Annotated in this window: 18 protein-coding genes; 8 read left to right on the top strand and 10 right to left on the bottom strand. The window is 42.9% G+C overall.

Translation table 11 applies throughout. From position 1 onward, the window contains the following. Positions 1 to 304: 304 nt before the first annotated feature. From eno to carA, 8 genes are all read right to left on the bottom strand, one after another. The gene (gene eno, locus ABIB50_RS10405) at positions 305 to 1,600 is read right to left on the bottom strand and encodes a phosphopyruvate hydratase (protein WP_429379620.1); all 1,296 of its coding nucleotides are present in this window, start codon (positions 1,598 to 1,600) and stop codon (positions 305 to 307) included. A gap of 149 nt (positions 1,601 to 1,749) precedes the next feature. Beyond that, positions 1,750 to 2,340 (bottom strand): PAS domain S-box protein, encoded by a 591-nt coding sequence (locus ABIB50_RS10400; RefSeq protein WP_429379618.1) that lies wholly within the window; start codon positions 2,338 to 2,340, stop codon positions 1,750 to 1,752. Positions 2,341 to 2,506: 166 nt separating this feature from the next. After that, a complete protein-coding gene (locus ABIB50_RS10395; RefSeq protein WP_429379883.1) occupies positions 2,507 to 2,800 on the bottom strand; it encodes a DUF2490 domain-containing protein in 294 nt (97 codons plus the stop codon). A gap of 99 nt (positions 2,801 to 2,899) precedes the next feature. Then, the gene (locus ABIB50_RS10390; protein ID WP_429379616.1) at positions 2,900 to 4,021 is read right to left on the bottom strand and encodes an ABC transporter permease; all 1,122 of its coding nucleotides are present in this window, start codon (positions 4,019 to 4,021) and stop codon (positions 2,900 to 2,902) included. Between the two features lie 68 nt (positions 4,022 to 4,089). Further along, the gene (locus tag ABIB50_RS10385) at positions 4,090 to 4,854 is read right to left on the bottom strand and encodes an ABC transporter ATP-binding protein (protein ID WP_429379614.1); all 765 of its coding nucleotides are present in this window, start codon (positions 4,852 to 4,854) and stop codon (positions 4,090 to 4,092) included. Between the two features lie 578 nt (positions 4,855 to 5,432). Then, positions 5,433 to 5,786 carry an addiction module toxin RelE gene (locus ABIB50_RS10380; RefSeq protein WP_429379612.1) on the bottom strand — a complete coding sequence of 118 codons (354 nt, stop codon included), beginning with the start codon at positions 5,784 to 5,786 and terminating at the stop codon, positions 5,433 to 5,435. Continuing rightward, positions 5,770 to 5,994, bottom strand: a complete 225-nt coding sequence (locus tag ABIB50_RS10375; RefSeq protein ID WP_429379610.1) for a hypothetical protein — start codon at positions 5,992 to 5,994, stop codon at positions 5,770 to 5,772. Before ABIB50_RS10375 ends, ABIB50_RS10380 begins: the two co-directional genes overlap by 17 nt. 118 nt (positions 5,995 to 6,112) lie before the next feature. Beyond that, positions 6,113 to 7,213 (bottom strand): glutamine-hydrolyzing carbamoyl-phosphate synthase small subunit, encoded by a 1,101-nt coding sequence (gene carA, locus ABIB50_RS10370; RefSeq protein WP_429379608.1) that lies wholly within the window; start codon positions 7,211 to 7,213, stop codon positions 6,113 to 6,115. A 222-nt stretch (positions 7,214 to 7,435) separates the two neighbouring features. Here carA and panB point away from each other — a divergent pair, with 222 nt between their 5' ends. From panB to ABIB50_RS10340, 6 genes are all read left to right on the top strand, one after another. Beyond that, a complete protein-coding gene (panB, locus tag ABIB50_RS10365; RefSeq protein WP_429379606.1) occupies positions 7,436 to 8,251 on the top strand; it encodes a 3-methyl-2-oxobutanoate hydroxymethyltransferase in 816 nt (271 codons plus the stop codon). A gap of 87 nt (positions 8,252 to 8,338) precedes the next feature. Continuing rightward, entirely contained in the window at positions 8,339 to 9,061 is a 723-nt protein-coding gene (locus ABIB50_RS10360) for an RluA family pseudouridine synthase (RefSeq protein ID WP_429379604.1), read from the top strand. Positions 9,062 to 9,089: 28 nt separating this feature from the next. Next, a complete protein-coding gene (locus tag ABIB50_RS10355; protein WP_429379603.1) occupies positions 9,090 to 10,517 on the top strand; it encodes an alpha/beta hydrolase family protein in 1,428 nt (475 codons plus the stop codon). Between the two features lie 75 nt (positions 10,518 to 10,592). Next, complete coding sequence (locus ABIB50_RS10350; protein WP_429379601.1) at positions 10,593 to 11,096, top strand: hypothetical protein; 504 nt, start codon at positions 10,593 to 10,595, stop codon at positions 11,094 to 11,096. A gap of 56 nt (positions 11,097 to 11,152) precedes the next feature. After that, positions 11,153 to 11,731, top strand: coding sequence for a phosphoribosylglycinamide formyltransferase (purN, locus tag ABIB50_RS10345; RefSeq protein WP_429379599.1), 579 nt, complete (start codon positions 11,153 to 11,155; stop codon positions 11,729 to 11,731). Between the two features lie 76 nt (positions 11,732 to 11,807). Beyond that, positions 11,808 to 13,034, top strand: a complete 1,227-nt coding sequence (locus tag ABIB50_RS10340; protein WP_429379598.1) for an MFS transporter — start codon at positions 11,808 to 11,810, stop codon at positions 13,032 to 13,034. Positions 13,035 to 13,037: 3 nt separating this feature from the next. Here ABIB50_RS10340 and ABIB50_RS10335 read toward each other — a convergent pair whose 3' ends face one another. Then, positions 13,038 to 13,406 carry a hypothetical protein gene (locus ABIB50_RS10335; protein ID WP_429379596.1) on the bottom strand — a complete coding sequence of 123 codons (369 nt, stop codon included), beginning with the start codon at positions 13,404 to 13,406 and terminating at the stop codon, positions 13,038 to 13,040. Between the two features lie 74 nt (positions 13,407 to 13,480). After that, a complete protein-coding gene (locus ABIB50_RS10330; RefSeq protein WP_429379594.1) occupies positions 13,481 to 14,020 on the bottom strand; it encodes a Crp/Fnr family transcriptional regulator in 540 nt (179 codons plus the stop codon). Between the two features lie 152 nt (positions 14,021 to 14,172). On the opposite strand from ABIB50_RS10330, the gene purH reads away from it, so the two are divergent. Both purH and ABIB50_RS10320 read left to right on the top strand, forming a co-directional pair. Next, the gene (gene purH, locus ABIB50_RS10325; protein WP_429379592.1) at positions 14,173 to 15,705 is read left to right on the top strand and encodes a bifunctional phosphoribosylaminoimidazolecarboxamide formyltransferase/IMP cyclohydrolase; all 1,533 of its coding nucleotides are present in this window, start codon (positions 14,173 to 14,175) and stop codon (positions 15,703 to 15,705) included. Between the two features lie 136 nt (positions 15,706 to 15,841). Further along, the gene (locus tag ABIB50_RS10320) at positions 15,842 to 16,864 is read left to right on the top strand and encodes a rod shape-determining protein (protein WP_214071454.1); all 1,023 of its coding nucleotides are present in this window, start codon (positions 15,842 to 15,844) and stop codon (positions 16,862 to 16,864) included. Positions 16,865 to 16,936: the final 72 nt, after the last annotated feature.

Genomic DNA, 16,936 nt, shown 5'->3' with positions numbered 1-16,936 from the left:
CTTCGCTGGACCACCCTCTCTTCCGCAAGCGGGAAAGAGGGCTGTTTTTCTCTGGGTCAACCCTCTTTCCGCTAAAGGCGAAGAGAGGGTCGCGCACGAAGTGCCGCGGGGTGAGTCGACGGCACGTGTTTATTTTGGGCGTTGCCTAAGTTATTTTTTTTAACTAGTGTGGTGTTCCACCCCGTTCCATAGTGTTCCGGGTGTTCCACTTTCAAAAAATGGTACACCTAAACTCACAAAAAAAGCCCCCCGATAAATCGAGAGGCTTTTAGCTTTCTGCTTTAGCCTTTCAGCTAAAAACAGCTTATTTTTTATAGTATTTAAACGCTTTACCAATGAATTTTGCGCTCTCGCCCAATTCTTCTTCTATGCGTAATAACTGGTTGTACTTAGCTATCCTGTCTGAACGTGAAGCCGAACCGGTTTTGATCTGGCCGCAGTTTAAGGCAACAGCTAAATCTGCAATGGTAGCATCTTCAGTCTCGCCGCTACGGTGGCTCATTACTGAGGTATAACCGTTTGTTTGTGCCAGGCTAACCGCGTTAATAGTTTCGGTCAATGATCCTATCTGGTTAACTTTTACAAGGATAGAGTTTGCAGTATGGTCATCGATACCTTGTTGTAAACGGATAACGTTGGTTACAAACAAATCATCACCTACTAACTGTACCTTATCACCAATTTTGTCGGTTAATATTTTCCAGCCAGCCCAATCATCCTCAGCCATACCGTCTTCGATAGAGATAACAGGGTATTTAGCAGCTAATTCGGCTAAATAAGAAGCTTGCTCTTCGCTGGTGCGGATAGCGCCTTTAGGGCCTTCAAATTTAGTGTAGTCGTATTTACCGTCTTTGTAAAACTCAGATGCAGCGCAATCAAAAGCTAAGAAGATATCTTCGCCAGCTTTGTAGCCTGCTTTTTCGATAGCTTTAAGGATGGTTTCAACGCCATCTTCGGTGCTATCAAAAGTTGGAGCAAAACCACCTTCGTCACCTACTGCTGTAGATAAACCACGGTCATGCAGGATCTTTTTCAGGTTATGGAATACTTCAGTACCCCAACGTAATGCTTCAGAGAATGAAGAAGCACCAACCGGCATGATCATAAACTCCTGGAACGCGATAGGCGCATCAGAGTGTGATCCACCGTTAACGATGTTCATCATCGGGATAGGCAGCGTGTTAGCGTTTACACCACCAACATAGCGGTATAAAGGCTGGCGGCTCTCTTGCGCGGCAGCTTTAGCAGCAGCAAGCGACACGCCTAAAATAGCGTTAGCGCCTAAGTTCGCCTTGTTTGGCGTACCATCAAGGTCGATCATTAGTTTGTCGATACCGTTCTGATCGAACACATCAACACCTTGTAATTCTTTTGCTATAATATCATTTACGTTGGCAACGGCTTTTAAAACACCTTTACCCATGTAAACAGCTTTATCATTGTCACGTAACTCAACAGCTTCATAAGCACCGGTTGATGCACCAGACGGTACAGCGGCGCGGCCTAAAAAGCCATTTTCGGTCAATACATCTACCTCAATAGTAGGGTTTCCACGCGAGTCAAGAATCTGGCGGGCGTGAACATCAATTATTAAACTCATTTTTTTCTGATTAATTCGGTTTTATAACTTAGTGTAAGTAATACACTTAAAACGTTTAGTTTTCAAATATACAACTTCCATTAAATATGTAGGAATTTAACTTTAACATTAACATAAATTTAATGTTACAAAGGTTAATATACAGGGGTTTAGCCGAACCTGTTAAGGGTTGGTTCTGCCGGCAAATTAATCTCGGTGGCCATAACCATTATATGGTCTTCTTTGCCGGGCGATGTTATGATATGTGATGTTACATGCACTTGTATAGCCGTACCGTCTTTTTTAAGATGGGTCCAGATGCCCGAATCGTTGTACTGATTTTTAAAGTCCTTTATAACACTGTATACTTTACTCACATCTCTTTTCGGCCGGATGTCCAGTATCGTCATGTTTTTAAACTCTTCTAAAGTGTACCCGTATTTGGCAATAGCGGCATTATTAACGGCGGTATAATTAAGGGTACGGCGATTATAGATCCACATAGGGGACGGGTTGGCCTCGAAATAACTGCGGTATTGTTTCTCGCTCTCCTCCAACCGGCCATGGTACGACAGGATGAGTTTATATAATATGAACCCGGTTACCAGCACATAAACAAATCCTTTTATGCTGCTTATAAACAGGATAAAAGAAATATCTGTACCGCCTTTTGTAAGTTCTAACACTTTATCGCTTAAAGCGATCCACACTAAGCCGGCTACTACATACATAGCGGCTATTTTAAACGCACCTGACTTCATTTGCAAATTTATCGTTCCACCACACCTTACCTTTTAATGGCATTAAACCATTAAGGCGACCCCAAATTCCAAATGGCATTAAGAGAATATCGGCGCAAAGATAATGCAGATATTTGATTATCAGCTATTATAAAGTAAAATTACGTTGAAATTATAATTTAGATCATTAATCGCCGGTACTTGGCATGTGCTCGCGCGGTTTGGCGTTTTTGCGATTAATGCGGTACATAAATGTTAGCGCCAGATTGTTCTTATCGGCAGCAAAAGTGGGGCTGTAATTGTACTGGTTGAGCCAGCCGGCTTGTACGTTTATTGATTGATCAAACTGGTAGCCAAGCGCAGCAGAAAATCGGTTACGCTCAAAATGCGGGGCCTTATTATTAATAAACACCTCGTTGTCTACAGATAAACCAGGTTTTGGGCTCGATCTTTCTAACGTGAAGTAGAGCGGCGAAGATATCGCCTTAACATTAAATAAATATGTCTGTCCTTAAACTATTTAAAACCATTAATTATATAAGCATCCGCACATCGTATATATGAACATTTACAAATCTGCCTACTCCCACTTAAACGTTTTAACCGCAACAGCATAGATCACCACGCCCCAGATACACATGATCAGGATCTGGTGCGATACATCAAAAAGGCTTGCACCTTCAAAGGCTACTTTACGTAACGAATCGTTTAAATAAGTTAACGGCAGCGCCCTGCTTATTGGCTGCAACCACGCCGGGAAAACATTGATTGAAAAGAATGTACCCGACAACAGGAACTGCGGCAGGGTTATCATATTAGCTATAGGCGGTACTGTACTTTCGTTTTTGGCAATACCCGATACTACAAAACCAAACCCCATAAACACCAGCACCCCTATTAGCGAGAGGAAGAGCATATTAAGGACCGTTACAAACCCGTGCACCAACGTAAACCCAAATGCAAAGTGGCCTATAGTTATAATAAATAAGGCGCCTATCAGCGCGAAGGTTATCCGCGCTAGTGCCTCGCCAATTACAATGCTGTATCGTTTAACCGGCGTAGCAAAAAAACGTTTAATAACCAGGGTTATCCGCAGGCTTAAAAACACGAAAGCGGTACCAAATACACCCGTACTTAATAGCGAAAAGCCCAGCTGGCCCGGTAAAATAAAGTCGATAGTTTTATACTCGCGGGTTTTTACTTCAGATTCTTTGATGATGGCTGCCGGTGGCGGCGCGTCAGGCATGTGCGTATTTAGCTCATAAAATATATTGTTAAGTGCCGATTTCAGGATTCCCTCCTTATCGCCGGATGCCTGGCTGTATTTTATATTTACAGTAAAGTACGGCGGTTTAGTATTTTTCTGGATATTTAATATCGCGTCAATGCTTCCCTTTTTAAGGTTGGCTTCCATTTCTTGGGGCGTTTGGTTGTGGATCAAACGCACTACGCTCACCTTTTTTAACGCCTGGTAAACCGGGTTAATAGTATCATTGGTTTTGGCCACGCCTACATCAACAGATATAACCCCGCCCCCGCTGATAAAGCCAAACACCAAAATAAATATCAACGGAAAAAGCAGCGTAAACACCACCGATGACGGGCTGCGTACTATCGACCTGAAACTTGCCTTAGCTATAGCCAGCGTTGCTTTAAAATTACTGTATGGTTTATCTGTTTGGTTCATTGGTTTATTAGTCATTAGTTCATTGGTAGTTAATCGTTAACCTTTCGCTTTTATAAGTACTCCCCCTTCAGGGGGCTGGGGGGCTATTCCTCTCTCCACTCCTTGCCTGTCATATTAATAAACACATCTTCCAGGCTGGCAAGCTTTACTTTTTTAGGTGGCTCAAAGCCGGTTGCCACCAGCTTATCAATAAAGGCATCGGGCGTATCAACACCTATTATATTACCGCCGTCAACAAAAGCTACGCGGTCGCACAGTACTTCGGCCTCGTCCATATAGTGGGTGGTGATAACAACGGTGGTTCCCTGGTCACGGATCTCGCGGATCAGGTCCCAAAGATTGCGGCGCGCCTGTGGGTCGAGGCCAGTAGTAGGCTCGTCCAAAAACACAATACGCGGGTTATTTATTAATGTGGTGGCGATAGAGAAGCGCTGCTTTTGCCCGCCCGACAGGTCCTTATATTTTGCTTTGGCTTTGTCAGTAAGCGCCACTTTTTCCAGCATTTCCATTGGGCTGCGTTGTATGCCATACAGGCCCGAAAAAAGCTCAATCAGCTCTGATAAGTTTAAGTTGGGGTAATAACCCGCAGCCTGTAATTGCACACCTATCCGCTTTTTAATACTGCCGGCATCGGTATCAATATTAAAGCCATCAACGGTTATCTCGCCCGAGGTTTTTTCGCGCAGGGTTTCAATGATCTCTAAGGTGGTGGTTTTACCGGCGCCGTTGGGGCCAAGCAGTCCGAAGATCTCGCCTTCATAAACCTCGAAGCTGATGCCTTTTACCGCTTTAAAGTCGCCGTAATTTTTTACCAGGTTATTTACTGTAATTATGGGTTGTTTTGCCATAGCGTAAAAATGGTGCAGAAAATTGGAATAACCTAAGTTTTTAGCGAATTACTGCTTTTATTTACAGTAATCCGCATAAACTTAACATAGATAGGTAGTAGGTAGTCGTATTATTTTACCAGGTGGCCTAACAGGTGTAATGCCGCGATAGCGTGGGCAATAAATTTAGCAAGTACCAACATTGCAGGTTTTATTAAAAATGGTGCCATAGTTTGTGATGATTTATAGGTCAAATTTGCTCTGAAAATCAATTTTTGCACAGGGTTATTAGGTAAGATGGGGGATATTGTCGGTGAAATGGAGAATTTAGTCCGCAATTTCTGTAACCTGTCGGCGAAAATGGTAAGTAAGAATAAATGTGTCGGTGAATGAGGCAAGTTGACTGTACTGTGCCAGGTACAGGTGAACCACCTGGTACACCTGGCACAGCTGGCACACCTTGGACAGTTTACTTCTTACCCTTTTTCAGCTCGCAAAGCCATAAAATAGAAAAGACGCCCGATATCTCGGAGCGTCTCTACAGTATGGATTTTAATTTGTTTACTTCATCAAAAAAATAAAATCATCAAATAACAGAGTTATACGTTAGCTATTAATCTTTTTAATTCTTTATCTGTAATTATTTCAGTATCTGATTTATCGTAGATCGAAATCAAATTAACAGTCGTTTCTTCGCCGTCGGTTTCTAACTTAGCTATCAAATCAGTTTCAAGATAAGTTATTACTCGTGCACCTCCGCTTTTCCCCTTGCCTTTACTTGATATTTTAAGCCTTATCTTAAATGCATTACTGCCGAGTGATACACCGAGTTTTGGATCTGATAGCAATTGCTTTTCAAGATCAGCCAGATCTTTTGCCAGCGATTTATATTTTTTGAGCAGAGGCTTTGCTTCCTTTTTAAAGTTGGCAGTAACTTTAACTGCTACTTTCACTTAAAAAATCTGATAACGTTTGCAGGCTGTCTCCATTTTTTTGGCTTTCTTTAACTTCGTTAAGTCCATGGCGGATACCTGTTAAAATAGCCAATTTTTTACTTAGCTTTTTGTATTTAGCATTAATATCCTCCCACGTTTTAACCGGCACTAAAACACTTGTTTTATGCCCGTTATCGTCAATTATATATTTTACTGCGGATGACATTGTCTTGTTTTTTTATGCTAATTTAAGAAAAAACTTTTTACAGTTTACTAAGCATGTTAAACAAAGAGAGCCACCCAATATATCCGGGCGGCTCTGCATTATAAATCCTTATCAGATTTTACTTCATCAAATTAATAAAATCATCAAATAAATAACGGCTATCATGCGGGCCGGGCGACGACTCGGGGTGATATTGTACCGAAAATGCTTTTTTATCTTTTACACGGATGCCTTCTATCGACTGGTCGTTCAGGTTTACGTGGGTGATCTCTACTTTGTCCGATGCTCTAACCGCATCAGGCACTACCCCAAAACCATGGTTTTGCGACGTTACTTCGCAATGATTAATGATGATATTTTTTACCGGGTGGTTCAATCCGCGGTGGCCGTTAAACATTTTTTTGGTTGGGATATCATTAGCCAAAGCCAATAGCTGGTGGCCCAAACAAATACCGAACATTGGTTTATCGCTGGCCAAAATATCTTTTACAGTTTCAACCGCGTAAGGCATAGCCGACGGGTCGCCGGGGCCGTTTGATATAAAATAGCCGCTTGGTGCAAAATCTTGCTCCATTTCGGCAAAAGTGGTTTTGGCCGGGTAAACTTTAGCGTAAACGTCGCGGTCGTCAAAATTACGCAGGATGTTTTTCTTTACACCCAGGTCAAGCACGGCAACACGGTAAGAAGCGTTTTCATCACCGAAAGTATAAGTTTCTTTGGTTGATACTTTTGATGATAGTTCCAGCCCATCCATTGAAGGTACTTCGGCCAGTTTAGCTTTTAACTCTTCAAGGTCCAATATCTCTGACGATATGATGGCGTTCATTGCGCCCTTATCGCGGATATGGCGCACCAGCTGGCGGGTATCAATATCAGAGATGCCAACAATATTTTGCTCCTGGAAATAATCCTGTATCGACTCATCCGCCTGTTTACGGCTGTAAGCAATATTATAGTTTTTACAAACCAAACCCGCTATCTGGATATTGCCCGATTCTACTTCCTCGTTAGCAATACCATAATTACCAATATGCGCGTTGGTAGCCACCATTATCTGCCCGAAGTAAGATGGGTCGGTAAAAATCTCCTGGTAGCCGGTCATGCCGGTATTAAAACAAATTTCGCCGGCAGTAGTGCCAATCTTTCCGGCAGCTTTGCCATGAAAAACAGTTCCGTCCTCTAACAGTAATACCGCCGGTAATTTGGTGAAATAAGTCATCTGTTTAAATAAATTGAATGGTTAAAATAACGGCTGGTCTGGTGTGATGCGCCGTAAAATTGGATTGGAAATATGAAGTGAGAAACCCCTTTATTCACGGCTGCAAAAATAGGGAATTATTTCGGAATTCGGAAGTGGGATTTTGGATTTTTTATGTCATTTTTCCATTCTTAAATCCGAAATAAAATATCCTAACTTTGCCCTCAGCTTAAAGCCATCAGCATGTCTGTACATAAAGAAGTAAAAAGAATTACCACCCATACCCTGCAGGAAATGAAGAGCCGTGGCGAGAAGATCGCCATGCTTACCGCCTACGATTACTCGATGGCTGCCATTGTTGACGCCGCCGGGATGGACATTATATTAGTAGGCGACTCGGCATCCAACGTAATGGCCGGCCATGAAACTACCCTACCCATCACGCTTGACCAAATGATCTATCACGCTTCGGCAGTGGTGCGGGCAGTTAAAAGGGCATTGATTGTAGTCGACCTACCATTTGGCACCTACCAGGGTAACAGTAAAGAGGCATTGGCATCGGCCATCCGCATCATGAAGGAATCGGGCGCGCATGCGGTAAAGATAGAAGGTGGTGTAGAGATAGCCGAATCTGTAAGCCGGATCTTAACCGCGGGTATCCCGGTTATGGGGCACCTGGGTTTAACACCGCAGTCGATATACAAATTTGGCACCTATACCGTTCGCGCCAGGGAAGAAGTCGAGGCACAAAAACTACGCGACGATGCTTTGAAACTACAGGAACTGGGTTGCTTTGGTATTGTGCTGGAGAAAATCCCTGCTAAATTAGCTGATGAGGTTTCAAAAAGCTTAGCTATCCCAACCATCGGCATAGGCGCCGGCCAGCATTGCGACGGGCAGGTATTGGTGATCCATGATATGCTGGGCATTAACAAAGGTTTTAAACCAAGGTTCCTGCGCCAGTACGCCAATTTAGCCGAAGTAATGAACGGCGCGATAAAGAACTACGTTAGCGATGTAAAAGCTAAAGATTTCCCGAACGAGAAAGAGCAATATTAGATAGTTTGAAGTCGGAAGCCCTAAGTCTTGAGCAAGAAATACAATCAAGACTAATGACTTAATGACCAATGACTAATGACTAAAACTATGGCCAGACCTGAATTTAACTATACCAGCTACGATATTACCGATAAGGATGTACTTTATGAGGACAACCATCTTATTGCTATAAACAAGCGTGCAGGTGATATTGTGCAGGTTGACGATACCGGCGACGAGAGCCTTGATGAAAAGGTAAAGAAGTACATCGCCAAAAAATATGACAAGCCTAACGGCGCTTTCTTAGGCGTGGTGCATCGGTTAGACAGGCCCGTTAGCGGGGTTATCCTGTTTGCCAAAACCAGCAAGGCATTAGAGCGGATAAACAAGATGTTTAAAGCCCGCGAAATGCATAAAACCTATTACGCTGTAGTGCGTAAACGGCCTAATCCTGAAGCCGGAACGCTGGTGCATTACCTGATAAAAAATCCGCAGAAAAACGTTACCAAGGCGCACGACCGTGAAGTGCCCGGCAGCCAGCGATCTGAGCTAAACTATAAACTGGTTGGCGAGCTGGAAGGCTATTACCTGATAGAGGTTGACCCCATAACAGGCCGCCCCCACCAGATCCGAGTGCAACTGTCAACCCTGGGCTGCCCCATAGTTGGTGATAATAAATATGGCTACCCGCGTGGCAGCCTGCGTAAAAGCATTTGCCTGCACGCCCGAAGATTGCAGTTTATCCATCCCATAAAAAAAGAACCGATACTAATTACCGCGCCGGTACCTAAAGACGGCTTTTGGGAAAAGTTTGAAGGGATGATGGGATAATTGCTACATTACCTTTTTATTCATCATCATGAACCTAAATCGCTTCTTCACCCTATTATTACTGTTAAGTACCAGCGCCGTTAAACTATCGGCACAGAACCTTCCGGCTAAAACAACCTGGGAGGGAACTTTAGCCAATCTCGGTATAATTTTAACGATCTCAGAAGATAGCCTTACCAAACAAAAAACGGCCGAATTTGCTGTGCCGCAACAAAACGCGACAGGGATTAAGGTTTCGAAGTTAATTATCACACCCGATAGCCTGACGGCTGATGCCGCGGTGATGAGTTCTGCATATACAGCAGCTTTTAATTCAAATAAAACAACGCTAACGGGCTTATGGAAACAACGCGGGGGCACCTATCCGCTAACGCTTAAAAGAGTAGCTAACAAAGCTGGTTATAACAGGCCTCAAATGCCTAAAGCGCCATTTCCGTACCGGGAAGAGAAAGTTATATACTATAATAAAGATAGATCTATCCAGTATGGAGCTACTTTAACCATCCCTAAGTCAGTTCAAAATGTACCTGCGGTAATTTTGATAACAGGGTCGGGGCAAGAAGATCGTGACGAAACCATATTTGGGCACAAGCTATTTTGGGTAATTGCCGACCATTTAACCCGAAACGGTATTGCTGTATTACGTGTTGATGACCGGGGCGTTGGCGAAACAACCGGCGACGTAATGGGTGCTACGTCAGCCGATTTTGCTAAAGATGTAATGGTTGGTATTGATTACCTGAAGGGACACCCGGGTATCGATATCAAAAATATCGGGCTGATAGGGCATAGCGAAGGTGGGGTAATAGCACCGTTGATTGCTGTACAAACAGATGACGTAGCGTTTATAGTAAGCCTTGCCGGCGTAGGTATTAAAGGGGAAGATCTGATGAAAATACAAAACCGCACGGCCTATCTTAAAAACGGATTTACAGAGGACGACGTAGCCAGGACGGAATCATTTATGCTAATGGCCCGTACCTTAGCAGACCGGTACACTAACAGGGATTCGTTGAAAGCGGCTTATGAACAGTCAAAAGCGGATTGGTTGAAGCAACAGCCCGACGCATTTCTTGCCAAAGCAGGTTTAAAGGGTAAGAGTTCGGAGGCGCTTTTAAATCAGCTATCGGCGACGATGTTTATGCCCTGGATGCGTTATTTTCTGAATTATGATCCAGCCACCACATTAACCAAAATCAAGATCCCGGTTTTAGCTTTAAATGGCGGCAAAGACGTGCAGGTTAGCGCAAAAGAAAATCTGGCCGGTTTTAACGCATTACTTACACAAGCAGGCAATAAAGATTTTAATACGGTGCTGCTGCCTAACCTGAATCATATGTTTCAAAACGCCGGCACAGGGGATGTTAGTGAGTACAGTACTATCGACGAAACCATATCGCCCGAAGTGTTAGACATCATTACCAAATGGATAAATGGCCTCAAACCAAGAAAATAAGAATGTTGTTAAAATATTAGCCATTTAAAACAGTTATAATTGCCTGCGTTACTTTATTTTTGTGCCATCTGTTAAATGAAAAATAAATTACCATTTCTGTTTATAGCGGGGTTGATATTGATAAACCTGCTAAGCAATTCCTGCAAAAAGGAAAAGCAAAACTATATCGAAAATCTTTTTAGCAGTAGTGCCTGGCAACTGGCATCGGTTAGGTATACCATTTCTGTAGGCGATACTATAAAATTAGACACCACTTTAAATACCGCCTGCGATACTACCCAGGTATTCACTTTTAAAGATGATAAAACATGTACCTACACAAATTTTAATTGCGTGCATCAACCAACCGCCAGCGGGCATTGGGGTTTAGCAGAGAACAACCTGTTTTTAAATTCGGATATCGTTTGTAAGGATACTTCGGTTGTAGGCAGCTCTAAACCGTTTGCCAATGCACAGATCTATAATATCGGCCAATACTCATTAGTATTATTAACCGGCGATATCCAAAACTATACCATCAACACAAAACGTAAGGTTATACGTTATGGTTTTGTAAGGCAAAAAGCTGCCGCGCAATAGTATTTAAATGGCTTAAACTTTTATATTTGGGTCGTAACTAACTTTTATTTACAATTTTGAAAAAACGAATAGCCATTTTTGCTTCAGGGTCAGGGTCAAATGCTCAAAAAATAATGGAGCATTTTAAACGCAGTGCAGAAGCCGAAGTTGTATTAATATTAACTAATAACGCACAGGCTTACGTATTGCAACGGGCCGATAACTTCGAGATACCATCGCACGTTTTTAACCGTAACGAGTTTTATAACAGCGACGATGTGATCCGCATGCTTAAAACCTTACAGGTTGACCTGATAGTTCTTGCGGGTTTTTTATGGTTGGTTCCACAATCATTACTGGCTGCTTTCCCCAATAAAATTATTAACCTTCACCCTGCCCTGTTACCCAAATATGGTGGCAAAGGCATGTATGGCGACAATGTGCATAAAGCCATTCTGGATGCCGGCGAAGAAGAATCTGGAATTACCATACATTTTGTCAACGAACAGTTTGATGAGGGTGAGATCATCCATCAATCTAAATTCAAGATCGAACCCGGCGACAACCTGGAAATGGTAAAATTTAAAGGCCAGCAGCTGGAACACTTACACTTTCCTAAAGTCATTGAAAATCTCCTCAAAAAAATGAAGAGTTAGGTGTAGCGATTAGTGGTTGGAGATTAGCGGTTAGATACTTACTTTTAGCGCACCAACAAACCAATCTTTAGCCACAATGACCGTCAAACCCTCTACCAGTATTTTCCAGCTTGCTGTAATTGTAAGCGCGCTTGGTTTCTTTGTTGACACTTATGATCTTTTATTATTTGCCATTATCCGCAAACCCAGCCTTGCAGCGCTTGGCTTAAACCCTGCCGACATACTTTCAAAAGGCGAACTCCTGATCAGCATACAAATGATTGGTATGGTTATCGGCGGTATCATCTTTGGTATTTTGGGCGATAAAAAAGGCCGGCTTAAAGTTTTGTTTGGATCGATATTGCTTTACTCAATTGCCAACCTGGCCAACGGCATGGTCACCACTTTAAACCAATATATAATTTTACGATTTATAGCAGGCATTGGCCTTGCCGGCGAGCTTGGTGCAGGCATAACCCTGGTAAGCGAATTACTGCCTAAAGAAAAACGCAGCATGGCCGCGGGCTTTATTGCCGGCTTCGGCTTGTTTGGTGTAGTAGCAGCATCGCTAATTAGCAAGATGGTAGACTGGCGCACCTGCTATTATATTGGCGGTTTGCTTGGCCTGGTATTATTATTAATGCGGATACAGGTACAGGAAAGCGGCATATTTAAAACCGTGCAGGAATCGACCACGTTAAGCAAGGGCAATTTCCTGATGTTCTTTAATAACCGGAAACGCTTTGCAAAATACATGCAATGCATACTGATAGGTTTGCCGGTTTGGTACATCATTGGCATCCTGGTTACCTTCTCTGACCAATTTGGTAAAGCCATGGGCATAAGCGGCGTTGAGCCGGGCACTGCCATTATGTACCTGTACATGGCCATAGCCGCCGGAGATTTTAGCGTGGGCTGGTTAAGCCAGCGCTTACAAAGCCGCAAAAAAACCCTGTTTATATTTTACGGCATAGCTATAGTATTTACAGTGCTTTACTTTTTGCAAAGCGGTGGCAGCCCCGCGTGGTTCTACTTTATTTGCGCCGGCCTGGGTTATGGCGCCGGGTTAAACGTAGTTTATATAACCAGCAGTGTGGAGCAGTTTGGCACCAACCTGCGTGCATCCGCAGGTATTAGCATCCCTAATATGGTGCGTGGCACTTTGCCATTAATGATCTTACTTTTCAAGTTTACCCGCGTCTTTTTTAACAATTACGTTGTAGGCGGCTGGGTAACCGGGCTAATTATATTTGCTATAGGCATTACCGCTGCCTGGTTTCTGGACGAAACTTATGGTAAGGAGTTGGAGTTTACAGAAGTGTAGTACCTACTCACCCATATCTTGCTGCAAAATTACACAAACATCACTTTTATCGCGCAATGCAACTTCTTTTAGTCCCCAGGGCTGCAACTTTACTGTAGCAAGATTAGAATGAAAGAGTTGTTTTGGCTTAGCAATAAGTTCCTGATACAGTGCGTCAATGTCATCCGTATCGATACGAATTTCAGGGCGGTCTTTTTTGGCAAACTCATCATCCTCAACCAAAAACAGTGTCACCCCATCGCGGGCGACAATGTAAAACCCGGGTTGATCTTCTTTGTATTTTATGGTGAAGCCAAGAACATCAATAAAAAGCTCCAGGCCATGATTGATGTCTGAATAAAATATCTTGGGGATCACTTTGTTTAGTCTCATATTGTTATTGATTTAAAATTTATCCAAAACTCGGCCTCAAAAACCAGATATCACTTTACAATTGTTAAGAAATGCTATCGCCGGTTGCGGATACGGCTCAAAGAAACCGGCGTGATACCCAAATAAGAAGCAATATGCTGCAATGGTACCCGCTTAATGATCTCAGGCTGCTGCTGCAATAATAATTTGTAGCGCTCTTGCGGTGTATTTTTCAAATAGGAGAAAAAATGCCGCATAAATTCAGCCTGTTTATCTGCCGAACGTTCGATCATCTCATTATATAATAACGGATCTTCTCGCACCAAATCCATATCTTTCTGGCTCAACCAGCGAAGGCTAACCGGCTCAATGGCTTCTATACTAAACTGGCTTGGTGTATTCTTTCTGAAACTCTCAGGCGAATAGACTACATCGCCCTCAAAAAAGAATTGGAAACTGATCTCCTTGCCATCATGATAAAACCAGTTGCGTATGCATCCTTTGTCTAAAACATAAATCTTTCTACTAATATCGCCCTCGTTTAACAAAACATGCCGTGCGTTTGCCTCCTCGCGCTTCCACAAGTGGTGATATTTTTTCCAGGTGGCTCTGACTATATCGGGATTGGCTGACATTTTTATAGGTGGTGGTATCCACGAAGATAACAAACTCGATCTATTGCCGTAACTGATTTTAATACGCGTTAACTTTTCTTAAAAAAACTAACCGCTAACCCCTATTCTCTAATCACTAATCACTACCTTTGCGGCTCAAAAAAATCCGTTAAATGAGTCAGCCTGTTGCCATTAAAAATGCCCTTATCTCCGTTTATTATAAAGATAACCTGGAGCCTATTATTAAAGAGTTAAGCCGTTTAGGAGTTACCATATACTCAACCGGTGGTACCGAAACCTTTATCCGCAGCCTTGGGGTTGATGTTATTGCTGTTGAGGATCTTACCTCTTACCCGTCTATCCTTGGCGGCCGTGTTAAAACACTGCACCCAAAAGTATTTGGCGGTATATTGGCGCGCCGAAGTAATGATAGCGACAAAGAGCAATTAGCACAGTACGAGATCCCGGAAATCGACCTGGTTATTGTAGATCTTTACCCGTTTGAAGAAACGGTTGAATCAGGCGCAGGCCATGATGATGTGATCGAGAAAATAGACATTGGTGGCATCTCACTTATCCGCGCAGCGGCAAAGAATTTTAAGGATGTTGTTATACTGGCATCTAAAGATGATTATACCGAGCTTGACACCATCTTAAAGGCCCAAAACGGAACAACGACTATTGATCAGCGTTCTATGTTCGCACGGAAGGCGTTTAACATAACCTCAAACTACGATACCGCCATATTCCAATATTTTAACCAGGACGAACCGCTACCTGTATTTAAACATAGCATATTAACCAGCCAAACCTTGCGTTATGGCGAAAACCCGCATCAAAAAGGTGTTTTTTATGGCAACCTTGATGCTATGTTTAATAGCCTTAGCGACAAGGGCAAAGAACTTTCGTACAACAACCTGGTAGACGTTGATGCTGCTGTTGCATTGATAGATGAATTTACCGAACCTACCGTTGCCATCTTAAAACACACTAACGCCTGTGGCGTAGCTACCCGCCAGTTTATTAAAGAAGCCTGGATAGATGCCCTGGCCTGCGATCCGGTTTCAGCTTTTGGCGGTGTCATCATCACTAATACAGAGATAGACGCAGAAACAGCTACAGAAATAGACAAGTTGTTTTACGAGGTGTTGATAGCGCCAGCTTATACAAATGAAGCTGTTAGCATTCTTACGGCACGTAAAGGACGCATTGTATTAGTACGTCAACCGGTTGAATTACCGCAAAAAGAATTTAAAACTCTACTAAACGGAGTAATTGAGCAGGATAAGGACCATGTAATTGAAGGCCCGGGAGACATGAAAACCGTAACTGAACGCCAGCCAACCGAGCAGGAATTGAAAGATCTTTTCCTTGCCAACAAGATCACAAAAAATACAAAATCCAACGCCATTGTATTGGTGAAAAATAACCAGATGCTGTCCAGCGGCGTAGGTCAAACCTCGCGTGTTGATGCGTTAAGACAGGCATTAGCAAAAGCAGAAGCGTTTGGCTTTGATGTAAAAGGAGCAGTTATGGCATCAGAAGCTTTTTTCCCGTTTCCTGATTGTGTAGAGATTGCTGCTGATGCCGGCATATCGGCTGTTTTACAACCGGGCGGCTCCATCAAAGATCAATTATCAGTTGATATGGCTAACCAAAAAGGCATCAGCATGGTTACTACCGGCGTCCGTCATTTTAAACATTAAGGCTTGATAAGTCGTAAATAGTAATTAAGTGAATAATTTATATTATTTTCAAAATAAAACCGTTCTCTTAATCAACTTATTCCAACTTAATCAACTAAATTTAACAACTTGCAAACTATTTTGAAGCAAACTACAAATGGGTTTATTTAATTTTTTCACACAAGAGATCGCTATAGATTTAGGTACCGCAAATACCCTCATCATACACAATGATAAAGTTGTTGTTGACGAACCGTCGATAGTAGCTTTTGACCGCACAACCAACAAAGTTATTGCCATTGGGCGCCAGGCCATGCAAATGGAGGGTAAAACCCACGACAATATCCGTACCGTTCGCCCGCTTAAAGACGGTGTAATTGCCGATTTTAACGCTGCCGAGCACATGATACGCGGCATGATAAAAATGATAAACCAGGGTAAAGGATGGTTCTTCCCATCGCTACGTATGGTTATCTGTATCCCATCAGGTATTACAGAGGTGGAGAAACGTGCGGTGCGCGACTCGGCCGAGATAGCAGGTGCCAAAGAGGTTTACCTGATCCACGAGCCAATGGCAGCAGCCGTAGGTATTGGTATTGATGTGGAAGAGCCAATGGGTAACATGATCATTGATATCGGTGGTGGTACTACCGAGATCGCGGTTATTGCCTTATCTGGTATTGTATGCGATCAGTCTATCCGCGTAGCGGGAGATAACTTCGACTCTGACATTGTTCAATATATCCGTCGCCAGCACAACATTATGATTGGCGACCGTACTGCCGAGAAAATTAAAATAGAAGTTGGTGCCGCATTACCTGAACTAAGCGACCCGCCTGCTGATTTTGCTGTACAGGGCCGCGATTTAATGACCGGTGTACCTAAACAGATCATGGTATCGTATACAGAAATTGCGCATTGCCTTGATAAATCTATTTCGAAAATTGAAGAAGCGATATTAAAAGCATTGGAGATCACTCCGCCGGAGCTTTCTGCAGATATTTACCAAACCGGTATTTACCTGACAGGTGGCGGAGCGTTACTGCGTGGTTTGGACAGAAGGATCTCTGCCAAAACAAAACTACCGGTACACGTTGCCGAGGATCCGTTACGCGCGGTAGTACGCGGCACCGGAACCGCCCTTAAAAATATTGGTAATTTTAAATTTTTAATGCAGTAAATTAGTTGTGAGTTTTGGGTAGTGAGTGATGAGTTGCTTACTACTCAAAACTCATTACTCAAAACTCATCAC

It is taken from the genome of Mucilaginibacter sp. UYCu711 (assembly GCF_050433825.1).
In the GTDB taxonomy this organism is placed as follows: Bacteria; Bacteroidota; Bacteroidia; order Sphingobacteriales; family Sphingobacteriaceae; genus Mucilaginibacter.
The sequence above is the reverse complement of the archived record's forward strand: the minus strand, read 5'-3'. Positions and strand labels throughout refer to the sequence as shown.

Excerpts from the sequence above, each read along its gene's own strand:
- eno (WP_429379620.1), bottom strand. The coding sequence starts at position 1,600 with ATGAGTTTAATAATTGATGTTCACGCCCGCCAGATTCTTGACTCGCGT.
- ABIB50_RS10400 (WP_429379618.1), bottom strand. The coding sequence starts at position 2,340 with ATGAAGTCAGGTGCGTTTAAAATAGCCGCTATGTATGTAGTAGCCGGC.
- ABIB50_RS10390 (WP_429379616.1), bottom strand. The coding sequence starts at position 4,021 with ATGACTAATAAACCAATGAACCAAACAGATAAACCATACAGTAATTTT.
- ABIB50_RS10385 (WP_429379614.1), bottom strand. The coding sequence starts at position 4,854 with ATGGCAAAACAACCCATAATTACAGTAAATAACCTGGTAAAAAATTAC.
- ABIB50_RS10375 (WP_429379610.1), bottom strand. The coding sequence starts at position 5,994 with ATGTCATCCGCAGTAAAATATATAATTGACGATAACGGGCATAAAACA.
- carA (WP_429379608.1), bottom strand. The coding sequence starts at position 7,213 with ATGACTTATTTCACCAAATTACCGGCGGTATTACTGTTAGAGGACGGA.
- panB (WP_429379606.1), top strand. The coding sequence starts at position 7,436 with ATGTCTGTACATAAAGAAGTAAAAAGAATTACCACCCATACCCTGCAG.
- ABIB50_RS10360 (WP_429379604.1), top strand. The coding sequence starts at position 8,339 with ATGGCCAGACCTGAATTTAACTATACCAGCTACGATATTACCGATAAG.
- ABIB50_RS10355 (WP_429379603.1), top strand. The coding sequence starts at position 9,090 with ATGAACCTAAATCGCTTCTTCACCCTATTATTACTGTTAAGTACCAGC.
- ABIB50_RS10350 (WP_429379601.1), top strand. The coding sequence starts at position 10,593 with ATGAAAAATAAATTACCATTTCTGTTTATAGCGGGGTTGATATTGATA.
- ABIB50_RS10340 (WP_429379598.1), top strand. The coding sequence starts at position 11,808 with ATGACCGTCAAACCCTCTACCAGTATTTTCCAGCTTGCTGTAATTGTA.
- ABIB50_RS10335 (WP_429379596.1), bottom strand. The coding sequence starts at position 13,406 with ATGAGACTAAACAAAGTGATCCCCAAGATATTTTATTCAGACATCAAT.
- ABIB50_RS10330 (WP_429379594.1), bottom strand. The coding sequence starts at position 14,020 with ATGTCAGCCAATCCCGATATAGTCAGAGCCACCTGGAAAAAATATCAC.
- purH (WP_429379592.1), top strand. The coding sequence starts at position 14,173 with ATGAGTCAGCCTGTTGCCATTAAAAATGCCCTTATCTCCGTTTATTAT.
- ABIB50_RS10320 (WP_214071454.1), top strand. The coding sequence starts at position 15,842 with ATGGGTTTATTTAATTTTTTCACACAAGAGATCGCTATAGATTTAGGT.